At 67.4% G+C, this 19,902-nt stretch carries 20 protein-coding genes; 13 read left to right on the top strand and 7 right to left on the bottom strand.

Annotated features, from left to right (window positions below):
* Positions 1-230: 230 nt before the first annotated feature.
* Positions 231-1,316 carry a magnesium/cobalt transporter CorA gene (gene corA / locus BM394_RS13785; protein ID WP_092978921.1) on the bottom strand — a complete coding sequence of 362 codons (1,086 nt, stop codon included), beginning with the start codon at positions 1,314-1,316 and terminating at the stop codon, positions 231-233.
* Positions 1,317-1,885: 569 nt separating this feature from the next.
* Positions 1,886-2,314 (bottom strand): NUDIX domain-containing protein, encoded by a 429-nt coding sequence (locus BM394_RS13790; RefSeq protein ID WP_175530101.1) that lies wholly within the window; start codon positions 2,312-2,314, stop codon positions 1,886-1,888.
* Between the two features lie 145 nt (positions 2,315-2,459).
* Here BM394_RS13790 and BM394_RS22840 point away from each other — a divergent pair, with 145 nt between their 5' ends.
* From BM394_RS22840 to BM394_RS13810, 5 genes are all read left to right on the top strand, one after another.
* Positions 2,460-2,621 carry a hypothetical protein gene (locus tag BM394_RS22840; RefSeq protein WP_175530102.1) on the top strand — a complete coding sequence of 54 codons (162 nt, stop codon included), beginning with the start codon at positions 2,460-2,462 and terminating at the stop codon, positions 2,619-2,621.
* Between the two features lie 156 nt (positions 2,622-2,777).
* On the top strand, positions 2,778-3,350 hold the full coding sequence (locus BM394_RS13795; RefSeq protein ID WP_092978498.1) for a PH domain-containing protein: 573 nt from the start codon (positions 2,778-2,780) through the stop codon (positions 3,348-3,350).
* A 199-nt stretch (positions 3,351-3,549) separates the two neighbouring features.
* Positions 3,550-4,428, top strand: coding sequence for a PHP domain-containing protein (locus tag BM394_RS13800; protein ID WP_092978502.1), 879 nt, complete (start codon positions 3,550-3,552; stop codon positions 4,426-4,428).
* 83 nt (positions 4,429-4,511) lie between these two features.
* Positions 4,512-5,345 (top strand): RecB family exonuclease, encoded by an 834-nt coding sequence (locus tag BM394_RS13805; protein ID WP_092978925.1) that lies wholly within the window; start codon positions 4,512-4,514, stop codon positions 5,343-5,345.
* A 3-nt stretch (positions 5,346-5,348) separates the two neighbouring features.
* Complete coding sequence (locus tag BM394_RS13810) at positions 5,349-5,786, top strand: hypothetical protein (protein ID WP_245780187.1); 438 nt, start codon at positions 5,349-5,351, stop codon at positions 5,784-5,786.
* Between the two features lie 328 nt (positions 5,787-6,114).
* On the opposite strand, the gene BM394_RS13815 is transcribed toward BM394_RS13810, so the two are convergent.
* Both BM394_RS13815 and BM394_RS13820 read right to left on the bottom strand, forming a co-directional pair.
* On the bottom strand, positions 6,115-7,323 hold the full coding sequence (locus BM394_RS13815; RefSeq protein ID WP_092978507.1) for an Rv3212 family protein: 1,209 nt from the start codon (positions 7,321-7,323) through the stop codon (positions 6,115-6,117).
* 182 nt (positions 7,324-7,505) lie between these two features.
* On the bottom strand, positions 7,506-9,134 hold the full coding sequence (locus tag BM394_RS13820; protein WP_245780188.1) for a DEAD/DEAH box helicase: 1,629 nt from the start codon (positions 9,132-9,134) through the stop codon (positions 7,506-7,508).
* Between the two features lie 745 nt (positions 9,135-9,879).
* Between BM394_RS13820 and BM394_RS13825 the strand changes: the two genes are divergently transcribed.
* Both BM394_RS13825 and BM394_RS13830 read left to right on the top strand, forming a co-directional pair.
* A complete protein-coding gene (locus BM394_RS13825) occupies positions 9,880-10,599 on the top strand; it encodes a ferritin-like fold-containing protein (RefSeq protein WP_092978512.1) in 720 nt (239 codons plus the stop codon).
* 256 nt (positions 10,600-10,855) lie between these two features.
* The gene (locus BM394_RS13830) at positions 10,856-11,080 is read left to right on the top strand and encodes a DUF3107 domain-containing protein (RefSeq protein WP_092922084.1); all 225 of its coding nucleotides are present in this window, start codon (positions 10,856-10,858) and stop codon (positions 11,078-11,080) included.
* A gap of 147 nt (positions 11,081-11,227) precedes the next feature.
* Here BM394_RS13830 and BM394_RS13835 read toward each other — a convergent pair whose 3' ends face one another.
* Both BM394_RS13835 and BM394_RS13840 read right to left on the bottom strand, forming a co-directional pair.
* Positions 11,228-11,581, bottom strand: coding sequence for a DUF4873 domain-containing protein (locus tag BM394_RS13835; RefSeq protein WP_092978517.1), 354 nt, complete (start codon positions 11,579-11,581; stop codon positions 11,228-11,230).
* A gap of 212 nt (positions 11,582-11,793) precedes the next feature.
* On the bottom strand, positions 11,794-12,525 hold the full coding sequence (locus tag BM394_RS13840; RefSeq protein ID WP_092978521.1) for a TetR/AcrR family transcriptional regulator: 732 nt from the start codon (positions 12,523-12,525) through the stop codon (positions 11,794-11,796).
* Positions 12,526-12,601: 76 nt separating this feature from the next.
* On the opposite strand from BM394_RS13840, the gene BM394_RS13845 reads away from it, so the two are divergent.
* The 3 genes from BM394_RS13845 to BM394_RS13855 all read left to right on the top strand — a co-directional run bounded on the left by BM394_RS13845 (position 12,602) and on the right by BM394_RS13855 (position 14,984).
* Complete coding sequence (locus tag BM394_RS13845) at positions 12,602-13,501, top strand: AurF N-oxygenase family protein (protein WP_092978526.1); 900 nt, start codon at positions 12,602-12,604, stop codon at positions 13,499-13,501.
* Positions 13,498-14,409: an alpha/beta fold hydrolase gene (locus BM394_RS13850; protein WP_092978528.1), complete on the top strand. Its 912-nt coding sequence runs from the start codon at positions 13,498-13,500 to the stop codon at positions 14,407-14,409. The genes BM394_RS13845 and BM394_RS13850 overlap by 4 nt, the downstream gene beginning before the upstream one ends.
* A gap of 215 nt (positions 14,410-14,624) precedes the next feature.
* A complete protein-coding gene (locus BM394_RS13855; protein WP_092978530.1) occupies positions 14,625-14,984 on the top strand; it encodes a hypothetical protein in 360 nt (119 codons plus the stop codon).
* Between the two features lie 84 nt (positions 14,985-15,068).
* Here BM394_RS13855 and BM394_RS13860 read toward each other — a convergent pair whose 3' ends face one another.
* Complete coding sequence (locus tag BM394_RS13860; RefSeq protein WP_092922066.1) at positions 15,069-15,704, bottom strand: TetR/AcrR family transcriptional regulator; 636 nt, start codon at positions 15,702-15,704, stop codon at positions 15,069-15,071.
* A 453-nt stretch (positions 15,705-16,157) separates the two neighbouring features.
* Between BM394_RS13860 and BM394_RS13865 the strand changes: the two genes are divergently transcribed.
* The 3 genes from BM394_RS13865 (at position 16,158) to BM394_RS13875 (ending at position 19,879) form a co-directional block, all read left to right on the top strand.
* Positions 16,158-17,138, top strand: coding sequence for a DUF3152 domain-containing protein (locus tag BM394_RS13865; RefSeq protein ID WP_092978533.1), 981 nt, complete (start codon positions 16,158-16,160; stop codon positions 17,136-17,138).
* A gap of 341 nt (positions 17,139-17,479) precedes the next feature.
* A complete protein-coding gene (gene moeZ, locus BM394_RS13870) occupies positions 17,480-18,682 on the top strand; it encodes an adenylyltransferase/sulfurtransferase MoeZ (RefSeq protein WP_092978535.1) in 1,203 nt (400 codons plus the stop codon).
* 390 nt (positions 18,683-19,072) lie between these two features.
* On the top strand, positions 19,073-19,879 hold the full coding sequence (locus tag BM394_RS13875) for a TIGR02569 family protein (protein WP_092978538.1): 807 nt from the start codon (positions 19,073-19,075) through the stop codon (positions 19,877-19,879).
* Positions 19,880-19,902: the final 23 nt, after the last annotated feature.

Consider the following 19,902-nt stretch of genomic DNA (forward strand, 5'->3'; position numbering starts at 1 on the left):
TCCCCTCGACTCGCCGCACGCGGTGCCGTCCGCCCGGAGCCGGCGGCACCACCACTCGTCCGATACGAGCCGTCCGGGGTCTTTCAGCGGAGTACCCACCGGTGAATTACCCGCCCGCGGTCGTTCGTCGTGGCTTTCCGCTTTCGCCGGCCGGGTCCGATCGGCCCCGGCCTCCGGGATTGGCCCCGCCCGGTGTGTCGTTGTCGATTCGCGATTCGTTACCGCACTGGTCACAGCCAGTCGTTCTTGCGGAATATCTTGAACAGCACCACGCAGCACACCATCATCACCAGCAGTGTCACGGGATAGCCGAACGCCCAATTCGTCTCCGGCATTCTGTCGAAGTTCATCCCGTATATGCCGGCGATCATGGTGGGGGTGGAGATGATCGCCACCCACGCGGAGATCTTGCGCATGTCGGTGTTCTGCTGCAGCGTGATCTTGGCGAGTGTCGCGTCGACCAGGGTCGTCAGCAGCTCGTCGAAGGATGCCACCCGTTCCGAGACGGTGGCGAGGTGGTCCTCGACGTCGCGGAAGTAGGACCGAACCTGATCGGCGACGTGCGGGGTGTACCCGCCCGCGAGCCGTTGCAGCGGCTGCGAAAGCGGCATGACCGCACGACGCAGCTGCATGACCTCGCGCTTCATCAGATAGATCTGTTCCGCGTCGATGCTGGTGCGCGGTGCGAAGACCTCGGTCTCGATCGAATCGATGTCGTCCTGGATCGACTCGGTGACCTCGAGGTAGCTGTCCACCACGTGGTCCGCGATACCGTGCACCACGGCCGACGGTCCCAGGGCCAACTGCTCGGGTGACTCTTCGAGCTCGGTCCGCACCCGGGTGAGCGCGGCCTGGCTGCCGTGTCGCACGGTGATCACGAAGTCCCGGCCGAGGAAGATCATGAGCTCGCCGCTCTTGACGATCTCACTGTTGGTGGCCCTGGCCCGGTCCGGTACGTACCGCACCGTTTTGAGCACCATGAACAGTGTCTCGTCGTAGCGTTCCAGCTTGGGGCGCTGGTGCGCGTGCACCGCGTCCTCCACGGCGAGCTCGTGCAGCCCGAAGGTGTCCGCGACTCCGTTGATGCGATCCTGCTCCGGCTCGTGCAGTCCGATCCAGACGAAGCCGTTCCGTCTGCTGCGGACCTCGGCCATCGCGTCCTCGTAGGACCATTCACCGGGCAATCGCTTGCCCTCGACATAAACGGCGCAGTCCACGACAGAGGCTGGGCGAGCCGTGACGGCCGAGACGTTTCGGGAACCGCGTTCACCGCGGCTGACGCGGTTACGCAACCCCAGATTGGGCAGACTTGGCACGGTGGACCTCCGGGCGGGATTTCGTGGCTGTTCCGTGACACCCGGATCCGGTGTCACGTCTGCGCATCCCCGCCCGTTCCGGTGGATCACCGGAGTCGGCCCGGTGGATCACCCGCGAACCGCGGCACGCCCCGAGCCGTGCCGACCGAATCGCTCGGCGGGGATGCGGCCGATACTGCACGGCAGTGCGCTGTCCGCACTGCTTGAGCCGCCGGCAGCGTCTGGCACGTATCCTCACCTCCGTTCGGTTCGACTACGAGTCCTGGGTCGGTGGCCGACCACCCGTGTATCCTACTCGCCGGTCGGCGGAGTGCCCGAACCGGTGTGCTCCGCGTGTTCACTTGACCGCCGGGCGCGCAACCGCTTCGGGCGGAGCGACGGTTCGACGCCGGTCCTCCCGGTTCCCGCCCGTATTGCATAGTGCGACGACCCGTCTTTTCGAGTGAAATTTGGAGGTTTCAGGGACGAGTGTCGATCAATGTGGTTACCCCCGTTGTTGGGCCGTGGTCGACAACATGTGTGCGCCAGCATCGCAACGTCCCCCGATAAGGGGTTTCTCAGGATTCGGGTCAGGCTTCGCGGGGCAGGCAGTTCCACTGCTCCAACAGCTCCGCCAGCCCCTCGGTGAGCGCATCGGATCGGTGCAGTGTGGCGAATGTCGCATGATCCGTCCACATCGCATCACTAGCGTCGTCACCTGGGGTGATGTTCGATTCTGTCACACGACAGGAGTAATCGACTATGTCGTACGTGCAGTGTGATCCCGCTCGCGTCAGTCGTCCCACCGCCGGGCCGATCGTCACCGACAGCCCCGTCTCCTCCGCGAGCTCACGCCGCAGGGCCGACTCGTCGTCCTCGCTCTCCTCGACCTTGCCGCCTGGAAGCGACCATTTCCCCTGACCAGGATCGTTGGCTCGTTTGATCAACAACAACCGGCCGTGCCGATCGTGTACCACCGCCCCCACGCAGCGGATCACCACGTTCCCGAAGTCCGTCATGGACACACAGGGTAGTGAATTCGATGCCGGTTCCCGCCCACTGACCCAAGTGCGCTAAAAACCTGCCGTACAGGCGATGAGTGCGGTACAACGGATCAGCAGGTGCCAGCACTAATACAGGTCAGATCAGACGGGGTGCGTGACAGTGAACATCAAGAAGATCCTCACCTGGGCCGGGATCGCGTTCCTGCTGTTTTTCCTCATCTCCGCGCCGAACGAGGCCAGTGATGTCGTCGACGGCATCCTCGACAGCCTGCGTCAGTCCGCGGAGGCGGTGATCACGTTCATGCGCAATCTGTTCCGCTGAGTGAGACGTTCTTCTCCGGGCGGGGCATCGGCCGAACGGCCACGCGACCGGTGAAGAGCCGCACAAGGGCACAGCCCGGCTCGGGGCCGTGACTGGCACTGTGAACACCGTGATCGGTCCCGGGCGGGAAAGTCGAACCACGCGAGGGTGGTGGCTATGTTCGCACCACGGGATCCGGACGAGTACCTACTGGAGACCGAGCGACGGGTTATCAGAGTGCGCAGGCACTGGGCCTGTCTCGTGTGGGACATCTTCGAGGCCGCCGGTTTGCTCGCGGGCTTCATGATGATCTCCTACCTGTTCCCCGGAGAGAACTGGCTGCTGCAGAACATCCTGTGGTACGCGGGTCTCTTCGTGCTGCTGCGATTCATCTACCAGGTGCTGGACTGGTACGTGGAGCGCATCGTGGTAACGGACAAACGATTCATGATCACCGAAGGCATCCTGATGACCTCGGTGCAGATGATGCCCGTGACCAAGGTCACCGATCTGACCTATTCCCGTAGCGTTCCCGGCCGGGTGTTCGGATACGGCACGCTGATCGTGGAGTCCGCCGGACAGATTCAGGCCCTCAACCGCATCGAGTACCTGCCCAACCCGGAAGATGTGTTCGACGCGATCTCCTCGCTCGTGTTCGGCGAGAAGAAGGCGCAGCAGGATCGTTTCTCGATGCTCAAGGCCCGGCGTGCCGCCGTCGGCAGGGGAAGGACCAAGGTCAAGACCGAGTAGCGCGGAACGCGGGGTGGTCCTTTCGGGGCTCCGCTGAGCCGGTTTCCGGGGCGACGGACGTCTGCCCCCGCGGCCGGGCTCGACAGCGCGGGCGACGCTCCAACAGTCCGAACCGTTCCGGTGCGACGTTGCCGCTCACGCTCCCGGGCCGGGAGAGTGATCGGACGGACCGTGTCGAACGGAACCCGTATCGGTCACACTGGGGGGCGTGCGAATCGACATGCACGTCCACTCCAGTGAATCCGACGGCACCGACACGCCCGCCGGTGTCGTGCGAACGGCGGTGGCGGCTGGACTGGACGTCGTTGCCCTGACCGATCACGACACCTCGGCGGGTTGGGCGGAAGCCGAGCAGGCGGTGCGCGAGTCCGACCCACCGGCGCTACGGCTGGTGCCCGGAGCGGAGCTCTCCTGCGAGAGCTCCGACGGGCGGGGCGGTACCGTCACCGTTCATCTGCTGGCGTATCTGTTCGACCCCGATTCGCCCGCGTTGCGGGACGAGCAGCTGCGATTGCGGGCGGAGCGTCGCGGACGCCTCGAACAGATGGCCCGGCGCATGGCCGACGACGGGTTCCCGGTCGATCCCGAGGCGCTGATGGCGGGGCTGCCGCCGGACTCACCGGGGGGACGCCCCCATCTGGCGCGGGCGCTCGTCGAGGGGGGCACCGTAAGCACCGTCAGCGAGGCCTTCGACAGGTACCTGGGTACCCACGCGCCTTACTACATGCCACGCACCGACACACCGGTCGAACGCGCCATCCGCATGATCGCCGATGCGGGCGGCACCACCGTGCTGGCACACCCCTTCGCGGTCACCCGGGGGCAGACGGTCACCGCCGAAGTGATCACCGAACTCGCGGGCCACGGCCTGCGTGGTGTGGAGGTCGAGCACCCCGACCACGACGAACCGGCCAGGCACCGGCTGCGCGAGCTCGTCGCCGAACTCGATCTGGTCCCCACCGGGGGCAGCGACTACCACGGTACGAACAAGAACATCCGGATAGGTAGCGAGAACACTCCGCCCGACTCGCTGGACCGACTGCTCGGCGACTGCACCGGAAGCAAGATCATCGGCTAGTAACGCTTCGTCGATCCACTTTCCCCACCGGCACGCGACCCGCCCAGGTCGTGGCGGCGGAGCGGCTGCGTAGTGTGGAACTCGTGCAGGAGCAACTCGCTTTCGACGGGATTCCGGAACGGCTCGTGCGGGTCACGCCTGCCAAGCTGACCACTTGGTCGTCCTGCCCCCGGCGGTACCGGTTCAACTACGTGGACCGTCCCCAACCGTCGCGGGGACCCGCGATGGCGCACACCACGCTGGGGGCGGTGCTGCACAACGCGCTGCGCGCCTACTACGAGCTGCCCTCCGAACAACGCACGGCCGCCCGCCTGCGCGAACTGATCAACCGGTACTGGAAATCCGACGGATTCGCCGGAGCGGAACAGTCGGCGGATTACCTGGCACGAGCCCTGGACTGGCTGAGCGACTACGTCGAGCGGGACCGCCTCCGGGGGGAGCCCGTGGGAGTCGAGAAGTGGGTCAGCGCTACGGTCGGTACGATCATCGTGCAGGGGCGAGTGGATCGCATCGACGAGCGCGACGGTGAACTGGTGATCGTCGACTACAAGGCGGGCAGGAAGCCTCCCGACGTCGACGCCGCGCGGAACTCGTTACCGCTCGCGCTGTACGCCCTGGCTACCCAGCGCATGCTGCACGCACCCTGCCCGCAGGTCGAGTTGCACCACCTCCGAACCTCGGAGATCGTGACATGGCGACACACCGCCGACTCGCTGGCCGAACACCGGCAACGAGCCGAACGGCTGGCCCGCGAATCCCGTGACGCGGCCACGTCGATCGCGGAAGGGGCCGATCCGGACCGGGTCTTTCCGGCACGGCCAGGTGCGCAGTGCGCGGGGTGTGAGTTCCGGCGGCATTGTCCGGAGGGAACGCGTGCCGTTCCCGAAACAGAGCCCTGGGCCCTGCTGGGGGAGTGAATCGTGCGACCGACCGGAGCCGACGAGGACGGAGCGATGCGGGCATCGGCTGACCGAGGTGCCGACGAAGTGACCACACGCCCGCGAATCGCCGCCGGACGCTACCGGGAAAACGCGGACCGAGCGACGGACGCCTTCCACATCGTCGACGGAGCCCGCCGACCAGGAGCTGTCGGCAGGGCGTTCCGTGGTTTGACGGGAGCGCTGACCGCTGGGCTGCTGGTGCTCGCGGTCGCTCTCGTCGGCGTGCAGCTCTGGGGGAGTGGCCTGGGAGGGGTTGGCCCCGGATGGCGGATGCTGTTGGGGCACGGTCTCGCCTCCGTCGCCGCGTTGCTGCTGCAGTTCGCGGCCGACAGGGGGAGCCGACCGGTGGCGGGGTGGTGCTCCCTCGCGGCCATGCTGGTAGTACTCGGAACCCTCACCTACTGGTGGTGGCTTTAGAACCCGCGGTACGGCTTGCCGGGGTGGTTGCGTAGCCGGCACGTGAGTCGGCGCCTTGCTTCGTTGGGCCGGCTCTTGAGTAGCGACCTACGCGGCGAGCGGTCCGGCCTCGCAATGCATCCGACTCACGCACCGGAGACACTCGCGCTGCTTACGCGGCATGATGGGAGGTCTGCGGCTTGGTTCACGTAACTGGCCGCTTGGCGGAACCTCTCGCACGGCTCTCGCTGCGGGTCCGGCGACATCGGGTAGGTACCTACACAACGTCGGCGGCGCGGCGATTTCGCGAGAAATTGACGGCGGCGTCGCCGCGCCGAAGAACACGGCGTCATCGGTAGGCGAAGACGGTGTCCCCGCGCTGTTCCAACACCACGTTTCCCACGGTCGCGACCCGGACGGGGGCCGTCGTGCTCTTCCGGTCGATCGGGATCTCGCCGAGCTTCTCACCCGCAGCGGAGTCGTGCACCGCCAGGCCACCCTCTACCGGAACCAGTAGATCCTCGGCCATCGCGGCGGGAGTTCCCAGGGTCTCGCGCACGGTCCAGCGCGGGCGCAGCGTGCTCTCGTCGAGCGCTATCGTATCCCGACCGGTGTACCAGTAGGTTCCCGCCGAGCCCGAGGTCGCTTCCACCCGCACGGCAGACCCCCGATCCGGGGTGGCGCCGAGACGGACGTCGTAACTCGCGCGGCGCTTTCCCGACATGTCGTAGATCACCAGCGTCGCGCTGTCCCGCAGCACCACGGCGACCCGCTCCCGGTTCACCGCCACCACGCCCGCTCGCTCACCGCCGAGCAGGGTGGTCATCACTTCCTCGGGCTGTTCGCCGTCCTCGGGATTGGCCCTGAGCACGGTCAACCGGTCCCTGGCCGAACCCGCGCACTCGGCGATGACCGCGACCCTGCGATCACCGACCGCGGTTGCCGAGTAATCGCAGTTCGGGCGGCTCAGGTTGTTGTCGGGGTTCTTGATGTCGGTGGGGGTGCCGTACTGCTGTGTACGGACCATGTCCGAGCGCCACGTCTCGAACAGTCGCTGTCCGGTGGCGGTCACGTAGCTTCCGTCGGACAGCAGCCGGGTTCCGAAGCCCACGTCGGAGTTGCGTTGCGGACCGCGTTCCCCGTCGGAACCGTGCAGTGTGGTCACGGCACTGCAGTGGTGTGCCGTGCGGTAAACCGCGATCGCGTTACCCCATTCGGACCCCACCGTGCACAGTTCCCGTTCCCGGCTGTAACGCCACCGGATCTCACCGGTGGCGGGGTCACGGCCAACCACAGCACCGTCGTTCCCCGTCACCACGGCCGGTCCCGCGACCACGGGGTGAGGGGTCGCCGAACTCGGCGCCCGCCATACCGGGTTCAGATCCTCCGGCACGGTTCTCGCGCTCGGCACCGGCTCGATCGGTCGGTCGGCGGTGTGCAGCTCGGTCGCGCGGGCCGAGCTGAACCACCAGAGCGTTCCGGCGCCGCTCAGTACCGCGACGGTGAGCAACAGCGTCACGGCGATGTCGCTCTTCGTGCGCCGTTCGGGCCGTACCACGTCGCTCCCGGTTGCTCGCTGTTACGACAGTTCCGTCCCCTCGAGACTAGTAGGACGTCGCCGGTTCGGTTCTCGCGGTGCACGATCGCCCGCGAGACCGCCAGTGGGCACCCGCCGCCGAGTTGATTCCCGCGGTTGTGGGCCCCGGGATCCCCGCGGCGGGTTCGTGGTGCGCAGCGGGCTCAGTGCCCTGAGGAACCCGCCACCTCCTCGGTGCGGCTCTTCGCCGGGGAACCGCGTCGCGTCCGGTTGCGCCTGCGCGCCGGTCGCTGCGAGTTCTGCTGTCCACCGTCCGCGTCGGAGGTGGACTCGGACTGGTTCACCGTCTCGTCGACCGGCTTGCCTCCCCGCGTACGACGCCGCTTCCGCCGTGCGGGCCGGTTCCCGGCATCGTCGTTGCTCTCGGCGCGGGCCGCTTGCTTCTCGGGCCGTCCCGAGCCGCGCTTCCTGCTCTTGCCCCGGTTGCCCTTGCCGCCGTCGTTCTCCTCCTCCTCGGACCCCAGACCGGTCCTGGTGCGCATCGACAGCGGCAGCCTGCCGCCCGCGTCGGAGGGAATGTCGAGATCCTCGAACAGGTGGGCCGAGGTGGAGTAGGTCTCCACGGGCTGGGGCATGTTCAACCCGAGCTCAGTGTTGATCAGCTGCCAGCGGCTCTCCTCGTCCCAGTCCACCAGCGTTACGGCCACCCCGGTGCGTCCGGCACGGCCGGTACGCCCGATCCGGTGCACGTAGGTCTTCTCGTCCTCGGGGCACTGCAGGTTGATCACGTGGGTCACGCCCGCGACGTCGATCCCGCGCGCGGCGACGTCGGTCGCCACCAGGATGTCGATCTTTCCGCTCCGGAACGCACGCAGTGCCTTCTCCCTGGCGGTCTGCCCGAGATCACCATGTACCGAACCCGCGGCGAAACCCCGTTCGACGAGCTCGTCCGTCAGTTTCTGGGCCGAGCGCTTGGTGCGGCTGAAGATCATCGTCAGTCCGCGGTCGCGGGCCTGCAGCGTGCGAGCCAGCAGCTCCGGTTTGTCCATCGCGTGCGCTCGGTAGACGAACTGGTGGGTCCGTTCGTGTACCGCGCTCTCGTCGGCCTGCTCGGCCCGGATCTGGGTCGGCTGGTGCAGGAAGTCGCGAGCGAGTTTGATGATCGCGTCGGGCATCGTTGCGGAGAACAGCATCGTCTGACGCTGCTCGGGGACCATGCTCAGAATCCGCTCGATGTCGGGCAGAAAACCCAGGTCGAGCATCTCGTCGGCCTCGTCGAGCACCAGGGTCTCGACCTTGCCGAGAACGAGATGTTTCTGCTCGGCGAGGTCCAGCAGTCTGCCCGGGGTGCCGATGACCACGTCCACGCCCGCTCGCAGCCCTTCGATCTGCGGTTCGTAGGGCCTGCCGCCGTAGACCGCGAGACTGCGCACCCCCAGATAGCTCGCTGCCGCTTCCAGGTCACGTGTGACCTGCATGCACAGTTCCCTGGTGGGAACCACGACCAGTGCCTGCGGTGTTCCGTCGCCGGGCAGCCGCATCCGTTGCAGCAGGGGAACGCCGAACCCGAGGGTCTTGCCCATACCCGTTCGGGCCTGCCCGATCAGGTCCGCTCCACGCAGCGCCAGCGGCAGGGTCATCTCCTGGATCGTGAAGGTGCGTTCGATACCCGCTTCGCGCAGCGCACGCGTGATCTCCTCGTTCGCCCCCAACTCGGCGAAAGTGGGGCTGTTCGCGTTGACCGCCGCTTCCGGTTGCGTCGCTTCCCGCTGTTCGGTTGACCCCTGCTGCTCAGCAGCGGCCCCCGCACCGGAGTGATCGGGTTCGGTCACCTCGTCGCTGTTTGTCAGAATAATCGCCTCTCTCGTTCTCGCTCACACCGTGTTTCCGCAGGCTGTCGTTCCGATGCCTCGGCGTACCGACGGGTGGCGATATCGGTTTGTGACCACACTCGGGCTCGGGGGTCGGGACGAGGGCCGTCTTCGACCGCACGATTCCCGGCTCCTGCCCTGCCGAGGTGGCGAACTGTGTCGGCGCCCGGTCCGCCTCGGCCCGTCGACCCGTACGCGCCGCGCGTGTCACGGAGTGCGAGCGATCTCCGCTCGCTCTCACGTGGCCGCGTTCGCCGAGCCGTGATCGGGCCGTGTGCCCGGTGTCCCACCGGCACATCGGGCGGTGGCTGCCCACTTCGGTCCTGTAGCGAGGTGGTGGTGTCCGTGCGCGAAGTGCTCCGTCGGTCGGGCCGATAACCTCGGACCCCTGCCACCGGTGTACTGCCAACCGGGGTGGTCCACCGACGAGCGCCGTCCTCGGTCGCTCGCGGGATCGGCTGCCGCCGTCACGGTCTCCGCCTGACGCCAATAAACCTCCCTTCCCGGGAGCCTACCCGTTTTCCCATACCCTGCGGGCTCCGGATGGCGAACGCCACCTCTTGCGTAATCGGCGTGGATGCGTTAAAGGACGTTGGAGTTCTCTTGTCGTCCCAGGTCAGGAGGGGGTCGGGATCGGCGCTGCTCCCGACACGGCGGAAACCGTTCCGTAATCCCGCGTCCCGGGTGGGAGCGGTACGCTCGCGGCATGAGCGAGGCTGAGCACAGCGTTGTGGCTTCCGGAGTGGCGGACTCCGAGGATGCGGCGGAGTCCGAAGAGCCGCATGCCGAGTACAACGAAGGGGTGAAGGATCTGCTCGGCGCGTTGGCCTACGGTGAGCTCTCCGCCTTCGACAGGCTGGCCGAGGACTCCAGGGAGGCGCCCACCCTGACGGGTCGAGCGGCGCTGGCGAGCATGGCCGCCGCCGAGATGGGGCACTTCCGGTTGCTGGAGGAACGGCTCGCGGACAGGGGCGTCGCGGTCGAGGACGCGATGCGTCCGTTCGCGAGTTCCTTCGACGCGTTCAACGCCTCGACCGCACCGCACTCCTGGTTGGAGTCGTTGGTGAAGGCCTATGTCGGGGACGGGCTGGCAGCCGATTTCTACCGCGAGGTCGCCAACTGGCTCGACGAGGAGACCCGTGATCTGGTGCTGACGGTGTTGTCGGACACCGGGCACTCGGCCTTCGCGGAGCGCGAGGTCTCGGCCGCCTGCGCCGAGGACGAGACGTTGCGGGACAAACTGACCCTCTGGGGCCGCAGGCTGCTGGGGGAAGCGGTGACGAACGCGCAGTGGGTCGTGGCCGAGCGGGACGCGCTCGCCGAACTGATCATCAGGGGGTCGGGGGACCTCGCGGGGATCGGCTCGTTGTTCCGCAGGTTGCAGAACAACCACAACAAGCGGATGTCCCGGCTCGGGTTGGGTTGATCGTCCGACCGGGTGCGGAGGCTGACTGGCTGCGGGGTCTGACCGGGTGCGGGGATAGCGGAGCCGGTCTCCGGCACCGTGCCGTGTTCGTTCGGAACCCTCCGGTGGTGCCGGTGCCCGCATACCGTGCGGTTCCGCCGCGCGTCCGAGACGATCCGCGCCGGGGATCGTTCCGCCTCGTGCCCGGTCGAGCAGATAGTCTGTGGTCAACGCGGTAGACAGCTATGAGTGCACAGCTACGACAGGAGGCAGTGACGTGGAGGTCAAGGTCGGCGTCGAGGGCTCGCGCGAGCTCACGCTGAACAGTGGTCAGTCCCAGGAGGAAGTCGAGAAGCTGGTTTCCGAGGCGCTGGGCAGCACCGAGGGGAACCTGCGGATCGACGACGAGAAGGGCACGCGCTACATCGTGCCCAGCGCCAAGATCACGTACGTCGAGATCGGTGCTTCGGAGACCCACCGCGTCGGTTTCGGAGTGGGTTGATCCGGCCAGTGCCGGTGTGAACGTCGACAGCCGGTGCGTCGCGGTCGCGACGCACCGGCGTGCTCGAATGCTCTCCCGGTCTCCCGACGAGCCGTGCCGTCCCGGTCGGACCGCTTCCCGACGGGCCCCGTCGGGAAGCGGCGCCGTTCAGTCCGTCTCGCCGAGCTCGACCAGCTCCGAGTCGATCGGGAACGGTGGGCGTCCCAGTCCGGTGATGCGATAGCGGTTCCACGGGTCCGGGTCGGAAAGCGTGGCCACGGCATCGCCGTGCGGGGTGCGCAGCACGACCTCTGCCTTGCGGCCGTCCACGAGCTCGTCCAGCTCGCTGCCAGCCGTCGCGCGGCCGTACCAGTGGAACCTTCCGTCGATGGGCTGGAAGTTGCCCCGCAGCACCACCTCCACGTCGGCCTCTCGTTCGGCGGTGAAGACCACGGCGGAGCCGTGGTAGTCGTCGTCACCGTGTTCGTCGTCGCGCGGTGGTTCGTCGACCCGCTGTGCCATCTGATCGCCCTTCGTTCCCTTGGCTCGAACCGGTGGTTGGGCCTGTCCGGTTCCCGTGTCGCCCTCCGATGACGGTCGCGCCGTCCACCGGGCGGTGGCCGTTCGATCCCGCGGCCGCCACGGGGGCGGTCGGTGGGAGTTTTCGCCCGTGGAGTTCCGCCAGGTGATTTCCGCTCGGTGAGCACCCGTCGAGTGCGCGCGGGAGATCCCGGTCAGTCCGCGTCGTCCTCGACGACCCGCAGGTGCGGGACGATCTCCAGTGGTTCGTCCGGGTCGATGACGATGCCCCCCGCGCGCAGCACCCCGTCGATGGCGAACCAGATGATCTTCGTCAGGTACTCGGTGAGGTCGTCCCTGCTCATCGAGTGTCGGTCCAGCCACCAGTCACCGCTGGCCTGCACCATTCCGACGAGACCGTGACTCCATGCCTCCACGCCGCCCGAATCCAGTTCCAGGCTGCGCATGTACTCGCCCAGTAGCCGGGAGAGCGAGTTGGCTATCACCGTCTTCTCGGTGGTGACGGGATCGGTCTGTACCGGCCTGTCGGCGAAGTTGCGTCGTACGACGAAGCGGTACAGCTCCGGGTACTCCTCGATGACCCCCAGATAGGTGCCGATGATTCGGCGGATCCGTTCGCGGGCGCTGCCCTCCTGTCGCAGGGTCGGGCTGATCCGCTCCATGAGCAGGTTCGTTCCCCACTCGCCGACGGCGAGGTACAGATCGCTCTTGTCGCTGAAGTGTCGGTACAGCACGGGCTTGCTCACCCCCGCCTCGGCGGCGATGTCGTCCATGCCGACTTCAGCCCCGCAGCTGCCGATGGCCCGCACGGCTGCCTCGACGAACTCGGCTCGCCTGGCCTGCCGGTGTCCGCGCCAGCGTTCCCTGCGGGCGTCGCCGTGTCCCGTTGACTGCTTGGCCTTGACAGGCCGGGAGATCTGGCTCACGCTACCCAAGGTAGCTGTTACTTGCCGTAACACGCAATTGTCCGCAGGGTTTCCCTCCGAAAGGTGACCAGCGATCATGACCAAGGCTCTCCAGGTCAACGACAGGGAAAAGACGGCTTCCCGATTACTCAAGTCATCGGCCAAGAACAGCTACGACCCCGAGGTCGACATCGACTGGGACGCGCCACTGGCGCAGGATCAGCCCTACATCCCCTTCCACCGCAGCACGCTCTACGGCACTCGGCTCTGGGATCGGCTCACCGAGCAGCAGCGCGTCGAACTCACCAAGCACGAGTTCGCCAGCATCGCCTCGAACGGTCTCTGGTTCGAGGTGCTGCTGATGCAGATGCTGCTCAAGGACTTCTACAACCGGGACCCGCGCACCAATCACGCCCAGTACGCGTTGACCGAGGTGGCCGACGAGTGCAGGCACTCCACCATGTTCGCCAAGGCCTGCGACCGCATCGGCGCCCCCGCGTACGGGCCGGTCCGGATCCTGCACGCCGGGGGGCGGGTGCTGCCCGCCATTCTGAAGGGCCCTTCGGCCTATGCCTCCATCCTGGTCGCGGAGGAGATCCTGGACCGGGTGCAGCGCGACCAGATGTACGACGAGGCGGTGCAGCCGTTGGTGCGGATGGTCAACCGTATCCACGTGATGGAGGAGGCGCGGCACGTCACCTTCGCCCGGGAGGAGGTCACCCGAGGGATGCGGGAGTGCAACGCCGCCCAGCGCGCCTACCACCAGTTCATGACGGCGCTGGTCGGGTTCTGCATCGTCAAGGCGCTGATCAATCCCAGGATCTACAAGTCGGTCGGGCTGCGCCCCAGGGACGCCTACGCGGCTGCCATGGCCAACCCGAACTGGCGCGAGACCGTGCGCTGGAGCGGTGAGAAGATCATGTCGTTTCTGGACGAGGTCGGCCTGATCGGCAAACCCGGGATGGCCCTGTGGCGGAAGGCTGGACTGATCCGTTGACAGCACAACAACTCGAACAGGGAACACGGCTGCTGCGTACTTCCGACGGTACGCGCCTCGCGGTCGACGAGAGCGGCAGCCCGGACGCGCCGGTCACGGTTGTGCTGATACACGGCTGGACACTCACCCGGCACACCTGGGACCGGGTGACCGACCGGTTGCCCGCGGCTCTCGGGAGCCCGGTCCGGATCGTGCGGTTCGACCACCGTGGGCACGGTGACTCGGATCCCTCGCCCGAGGGAACGGCGACCATCGCGCAGTGCGCCGACGACCTCGCCGAGGTGATAGCTGATCGGGTTCCGGAGGGACCGATCGTGCTGGCCGGTCACTCCATGGGAGGCATGACCATCATGGCGCTCGCGGAGCGGCATCCGCGGCTGTTGGCGGAGCGTGTCACCGGTGTGGCGCTGGTGGCCACTTCCAGCGGTGGGCTCTCGGCCCCAGGGCTGCGGCTGCCGGACCCGCTCGCCAGGGTGTTCAACGCGGGGGAGCGAAAGCTGCGAGCCGTGCTGGCTCGTTCGTCCGCGCGCAGGGTCAGCCCACGTTCGGGGTGGATGCGCCCCGGGTTGCGCTGGTTGCTGTTCGGCAGCGGTCCCGCCGCGGCCGATGTCGCCGAGAGCGCGGAGTGGGTGGCCGGTTGTCATCCGGCCAGTTTCGCCGGTTTCCGGCAGTCCCTGGCCGAACACGAACGGGGAGCCGCGCTGGCAGGACTGCCCGCGGTGCCGACCGTGATCCTGGCCGGGCTGTCCGACAGGCTGTGTCCGCTGCCGCACGCTCGTCGCATGTCGGAGCGACTGCCCGAAGCGGGGTTCTACCTCTACGGCGGTGCCGGGCACATGCTCCCGATGGAGCGGGCCGACGAGGTCACCGACCGCATCGCCGACGTCACGCGATCCGTGCCGGGCTGATCCGCACCGGACGGTTCCCACGGTTTCCCGCCCGCCCGAGAGCACCGAGAAGCCGGGCGGTTCACCGCCCCGCCGCGGTCGTGATCGGGTGATTCCGGTCCGACGTTCGGTACGGTGGCCAACGGCGGTACCCGTCGGTGGGGCGACCCGTCCCTCGGTTCGAGCAGCGGGTCGCCCCACCGTTCGGACGGAACCAACCGGCTGAAAGGACTTCCGTGGGACAGCACACCAGCGGTACTCATCATCACGGCTACGTCGAGGACGCACCGTTGAACCAGGCGATGTCCGCTCACGAGCGGTTGTCCCGGCTCGACGCCGTGGAGATCCTGCACACTCCGGACGAGGTGGCGCAGTGGTTGGCCAGCACGCTGCGCGCCGCGATGGGTAAATCCGAGGAGGAGGTCGCGTTCAAGGACGAGTGGGACCAGTGGGTCAAATACGCCCATTCGGGCGAGACCATCACCACCGGCCTGCTGCGCGGCCCCACCATCAGCGCCGTGTCCGTTCCCGAGGCGGAGTGTCGTTGCGCGTCCACCCCGTTGGTGCCGGTCGGGGGTAAGAAGCGCAGTCGGTGACAACGGCCGTGGTGTGTGGGGAGCCACCGGGCGCTGTTCCGCTGACCCGGTACCCCACCACACGCTCCCGGCGGCGGACCTCGGTCACCCCTGTTGCAGCGGGAAGCCCGCCAGCCCCTTCCACGCCAGGGTGGACATCAGGTGCACGGCCTCTTCCCTGGAGATGGAGCTGTTCGAGTCCAGCCAGTCGCGGGCCGTCACCTGGCTGAGGCCGACCAGCCCGACGGCCAGCAGCCGCGCCCGTTCGTTGTCCAGTCCCGCGTCGGCGGTGACTGCCTCGGCCACCGCGTCTATGCACCCGGAGGAGGCCTTCTCGACCGCCCGTTCCACCGCGGGTTCACCGCGCAGGTCCGATTCGAAGACCAGTCTGAAAGCCTGATCGTCCCGGTCGACGAACTCGTAGAGCGCCGCTACCGAGGCGCGCACCCGCTGCTTGTTCTCGGAGTTGGACTCGATGGCTTCCCTGACCCGATTGACCAGCTCGGCACCGTGGGTCTCCAGCAGCGCGAGGTAGAGCTCCAGCTTGCCGGGGAAGTGCTGGTACAACACCGGTTTGCTCACGCCCGCGCGTTCGGCGATGTCGTCCATCGCCGCCGCGTGGTAGCCGTTGTTGACGAACACTTCCTGAGCCGCGGAGAGCAGCTGGGCCCGCCGCGCGTCGCGCGGAAGCCGCACCCCCCGAGCGGGCTGATCGGTGCTCTGCTGCGCGGTCTCGGTCATTTGAAAGCCTCCACCGAAGGATGTCGACCCGGCGGTCGTGTGCGTGTCGGGCTCCCCAACTTTACTTGTCGGTAGAGCGATTGTGCCGGTTACCTGATCGGCTTACCCGTGCTACGGGCCCCTCGAATCCACGAGGGAAAGCGTAGGTTCCCGCTGTTGAGCAGTGAATCATCGCGGGCAACCTGGCACGGCGACCGCGTCGCCGTGCCAACGGTTCGTCACTCTCCGGGCCCGGAACACGCCGAGGCACGCCGAATGTCCCGGCTTCGCAGGTCAACTCGCATAGTGTGGCAACCTGAACGGGGCAAGTACGAGTCCGGGATCCGGTGGTGGTCCGGCCACGTCGGAACGGGTGATCGTGGCTGTTCGATACCCGGTCCCGCGGCGGAGGCCGAAGGGATCACCGAGTGGTCACCTCGACGAACGAGGTAACGAAGTTCTACTAGGAGTTCATTGAGATCCGGGAAAGGTGGGCGGCACAGGGGGGACCCCCTGGCGGCGTCCTGGCAACCGCGGCCGGAAGAGGACACCGCGGGCGATGGGTCCCGCCGCAGGGGAGGCAGCCGCCGCGCTCGTCGCGGATGGTCTCGCTACGGCTGGGGGGTCTACGCGATTCCCGTACTGCTGGTGCTGACCGTTTTCGCGGTGCTGCGGGTTCCCGGAGACGATTCGGATCAGGACCGGCGAGCGGAGTCGGCGGGGAGCTCTTCCTCCGACGACAAGGCCGCCGTCGTCACCGAGGGGAACAAGAGCCGGGAGTACCCCGACGACATTCACTCCGCGAAGTTGCCACCGGGAGCGCCGGTACCGAAACAGGGAAGTGGAACGTTCCGGGTCGTGCCGGGCAGCACCGGTCCGGCCGGTTCGGGCGAGTTGTACCGCTACGCCGTCGAGATCGAGCAGGGAGTCCGGCTCACCGAGGGCAGCGACTCCTTCGGACGGCTGGTGCAGCAGACCATGTCCGATCCGCGTGGCTGGACCAACCCCAGCGGCGGCGACATCTCGGTGCAGCGGGTCGGACCGGACGGTCCCGAGCCCGATTTCCGGGTGACCCTGGTCAGCCGGAACACCGCGCGCGAGGTGTGTGGCTACGGGAACGGGCTGCCCTACGACTCCTCCTGCCACATCGAGGGTCGGGCCTACATCAGCGCCGCGCGCTGGGTCCGGGGCGCGATCGCGTTCGACGGGGACATCGGCAGTTACCGGCGCTACGTCATCAACCACGAGGTCGGTCACTTCTTCGGCAACGGTCACGTCCCCTGCGGCGCGCAGGGCGAACTCGCCCCGGTGATGATGCAGCAGACCTTCAGTGTCTCCAACGACGTGCTGCACCGGCTCAACGAACGGGTTTCGCAGGGCACCGAGATTCCCGCCAACGGCTTCGTGTGCAAACCGAACGCGTGGCCCTTCCCGCTGGGGAACAATTCGAATTGAGCCCGCGTTGGTATCCCGGGCGGGAGCTCGGTCGTGGGCGCTTCCGTGGTCCGCCGCGGTGTGTGAATCCCGGCGTGAATCCCGACGTGAATCCCGACGTGAATCTGGCGTGATTCCGGCGTGGGTACCGGGAGCCATCGGTCCCGGAATCGTCCGTCGACGCCCCGAGTCGTCCCAATTCCTGGGAACGGTTTGGGGGCGGGAAGACCATCGGCCAGGCTTGCGTTACACGGAGCGGTGGCGCGGTTGGTACCGGCCGGGAGCTTCCGGGACGAGACAACCGCCGAACGGACACGGCCGTACGGCACCGTACATCCAGGCAACGGAGGAGGAGCTGGGAGATGACCGGCAACACATCCCCACAGGGCTCCGACGGCGGCGGGACCACGCTCCCGCCGTTGGTGGAGCCCGCCGCGGAACTGACGAAGGACGAGGTGGCGCGCTACAGCCGTCATCTGATCATCCCGGACGTCGGGATGGTGGGGCAGAAGCGGCTCAAGAACGCCAAGGTGCTGGTTATCGGAGCGGGCGGTCTCGGCAGCCCCGCCCTGCTGTATCTCGCCGCCGCCGGGGTGGGCACGCTGGGCGTCGTGGAGTTCGACGAGGTCGACGAGTCGAACCTGCACCGCCAGATCATCCACGGCCAGTCCGACCTCGGGCGTTCCAAGGCCGAGTCGGCGCGTGACTCCATCGCCGAGGTCAACCCGTTCGTGCGGGTCAACCTGCACCAGACCAACCTGACCTCCGACAACGCGCTCGAGATCTTCGACGACTACGACCTGATCCTGGACGGCACCGACAACTTCGCGACGCGTTACCTGGTCAACGACGCGGCGGTGCTGCAGGGCAAGCCCTACGTGTGGGGCTCGATCTTCCGCTTCGAGGGCCAGGCCAGCGTGTTCTGGGAGGCCTACGGCCCGAACTACCGTGACCTCTACCCCGAACCGCCGCCGCCCGGGATGGTGCCCTCCTGCGCCGAGGGCGGTGTGCTGGGCGTGCTGTGCGCCTCCATCGGCTCGATCATGGTCAACGAGGCCATCAAGCTCATCACCGGTATCGGTGAGACCCTGCTCGGTAGGTTGATGATCTACGACGCGCTGGAGATGAGCTACCGCACGGTCAAGATCCGCAAGGACCCGAACGCGGACAAGGTCACCGAGCTGATCGACTACGAGACCTTCTGCGGAGTGGTCTCCGACGACGCGCAGCAGGCCGCCGCGGACAGCACGATCACGCCCCAGGAGCTCAAGGACAAGTTCGACTCCGAGCAGAAGTTCGAGTTGATCGACGTCCGGGAGCCGCACGAGTATGACATCGTGCACATCGAGGGGTCCAAGCTCATCCCGAAGGACCGGATCATGTCCGGTGAGGCACTGGCCGAGCTGCCGCAGGATCGCCAGATCGTGTTGCACTGCAAGTCCGGCGGACGTTCGGCCGAGGCGCTGTCGGCACTGCACAAGGCGGGCTTCTCCGACGCCGTGCATGTCGGTGGCGGGGTGCTCGGATGGGCCAATCAGGTGGATCAGAGCCTCCCGACGTATTGAGGAGTCCGCGGTACGGCTTGCCGGGGTGCTTCCGTGGCGGAACCTCTCGCACGGCTCTCGCTGCGGGTGCCCCGACATCGGGTAGGTACTACACAACGTCGGGCCTTCCTCGCGAGAGTCGCACGGGAGAACCCGCGGGTTTCTTGGGCTGCGTGCGTGGTGGGAGTTCGGCTCGCGGGAGTGGTGGGAGTGCGGCCCCGTGCCGTCCCACCGCCCGGCGATTTCGCGAGAAATCGACACCGCGCGGACCCCGCTCCGGAAGTGGGGACGGGGCCGGGCTTCCACATCGGGACCGCGGCACCCCGGCGCGTCGGTTTGATCGTGTCGAATCGCGCGGTTGATCGGAGCGTCTGCGACCGTGCGAATTCGAGTACGGGTAGCGTTTGGCGCGTGAGTGCTACGGCCGAGCCACCTCCCACGCACGTGCGTGCCGCCTTCGGCGCGCCGGGGGAGGACGTCGAACTGCTCGAGGGTGGTCTCGCCTGGCGTTGCGGCGCCGACGGGGACGTGCTGATCAAGCCCGCCACGGACACCGCCGAGGCGGCCTGGGTGGCGCAGGCACTGGACACGCTCGATCCGGAGGAGACGCGGGTCGCGCGGCCGCTGCGGTCCACCGACGGCAGGTGGGTCGTTTCCGGCTGGTCGGCGTGCCGTGACATGGCGGGACGACCAGAGCCGCGACACGACGAGGTCATCGCCATGTCGCTGCGGTTGCACAGCGCGAGCAGTGTGCTCGACAGACCCAGGATGGTGGACTCCAGGCAGGACATCTATGCCATCGCCGACCGGATGGCCTGGGGCGAGACCTACGTGTCGTTGTCACCGGAGAAGGGCGGACGGCTGTTCGACGTGCTGGCGGCCTCCCGCCGGAGCGTTTCGCTGCGGCCGCAGGTGGTGCACGGCGACCTATTCGGAAACGTGTTGTTCTCCGGCAACGCGCCCCCGGGGCTGATCGATTTCGTGCCCTACTGGCGTCCCCCGGAGTGGGCCGCCGCCGTGGTGGTGATCGACGCGATGGCCTGGGGAGGCTCCGATCCGGCCATAGTGGAGCGCTGGTCCCATCTGTCCGAGTGGCCGCAGATGCTGTTGCGGGCGTTGCTGTTCCGGCTGGCGCTGCACGCGCTGCATCCGAGGGCGACGACGACCTCCCTCGGGGGGCTGGAAACCGCCTCGCAGACCGTACTGGAAGTGCTCTAGGAGAGCACGGGAAGCCACCGGCA

Source organism: Actinopolyspora lacussalsi subsp. righensis (assembly GCF_900116555.1).
GTDB lineage: Bacteria > Actinomycetota > Actinomycetes > Mycobacteriales > Pseudonocardiaceae > Actinopolyspora > Actinopolyspora lacussalsi.

Coding starts and splice junctions, on each gene's coding strand:
- BM394_RS13790 (WP_175530101.1), bottom strand. CDS start 2,314: ATGACGGACTTCGGGAACGTGGTGATCCGCTGCGTGGGGGCGGTGGTA.
- BM394_RS13860 (WP_092922066.1), bottom strand. CDS start 15,704: ATGACCGAGACCGCGCAGCAGAGCACCGATCAGCCCGCTCGGGGGGTG.
- BM394_RS13835 (WP_092978517.1), bottom strand. CDS start 11,581: ATGGCACAGCGGGTCGACGAACCACCGCGCGACGACGAACACGGTGAC.
- BM394_RS13825 (WP_092978512.1), top strand. CDS start 9,880: ATGAGCGAGGCTGAGCACAGCGTTGTGGCTTCCGGAGTGGCGGACTCC.
- moeZ (WP_092978535.1), top strand. CDS start 17,480: ATGACCGGCAACACATCCCCACAGGGCTCCGACGGCGGCGGGACCACG.
- BM394_RS13845 (WP_092978526.1), top strand. CDS start 12,602: ATGACCAAGGCTCTCCAGGTCAACGACAGGGAAAAGACGGCTTCCCGA.
- BM394_RS13795 (WP_092978498.1), top strand. CDS start 2,778: ATGTTCGCACCACGGGATCCGGACGAGTACCTACTGGAGACCGAGCGA.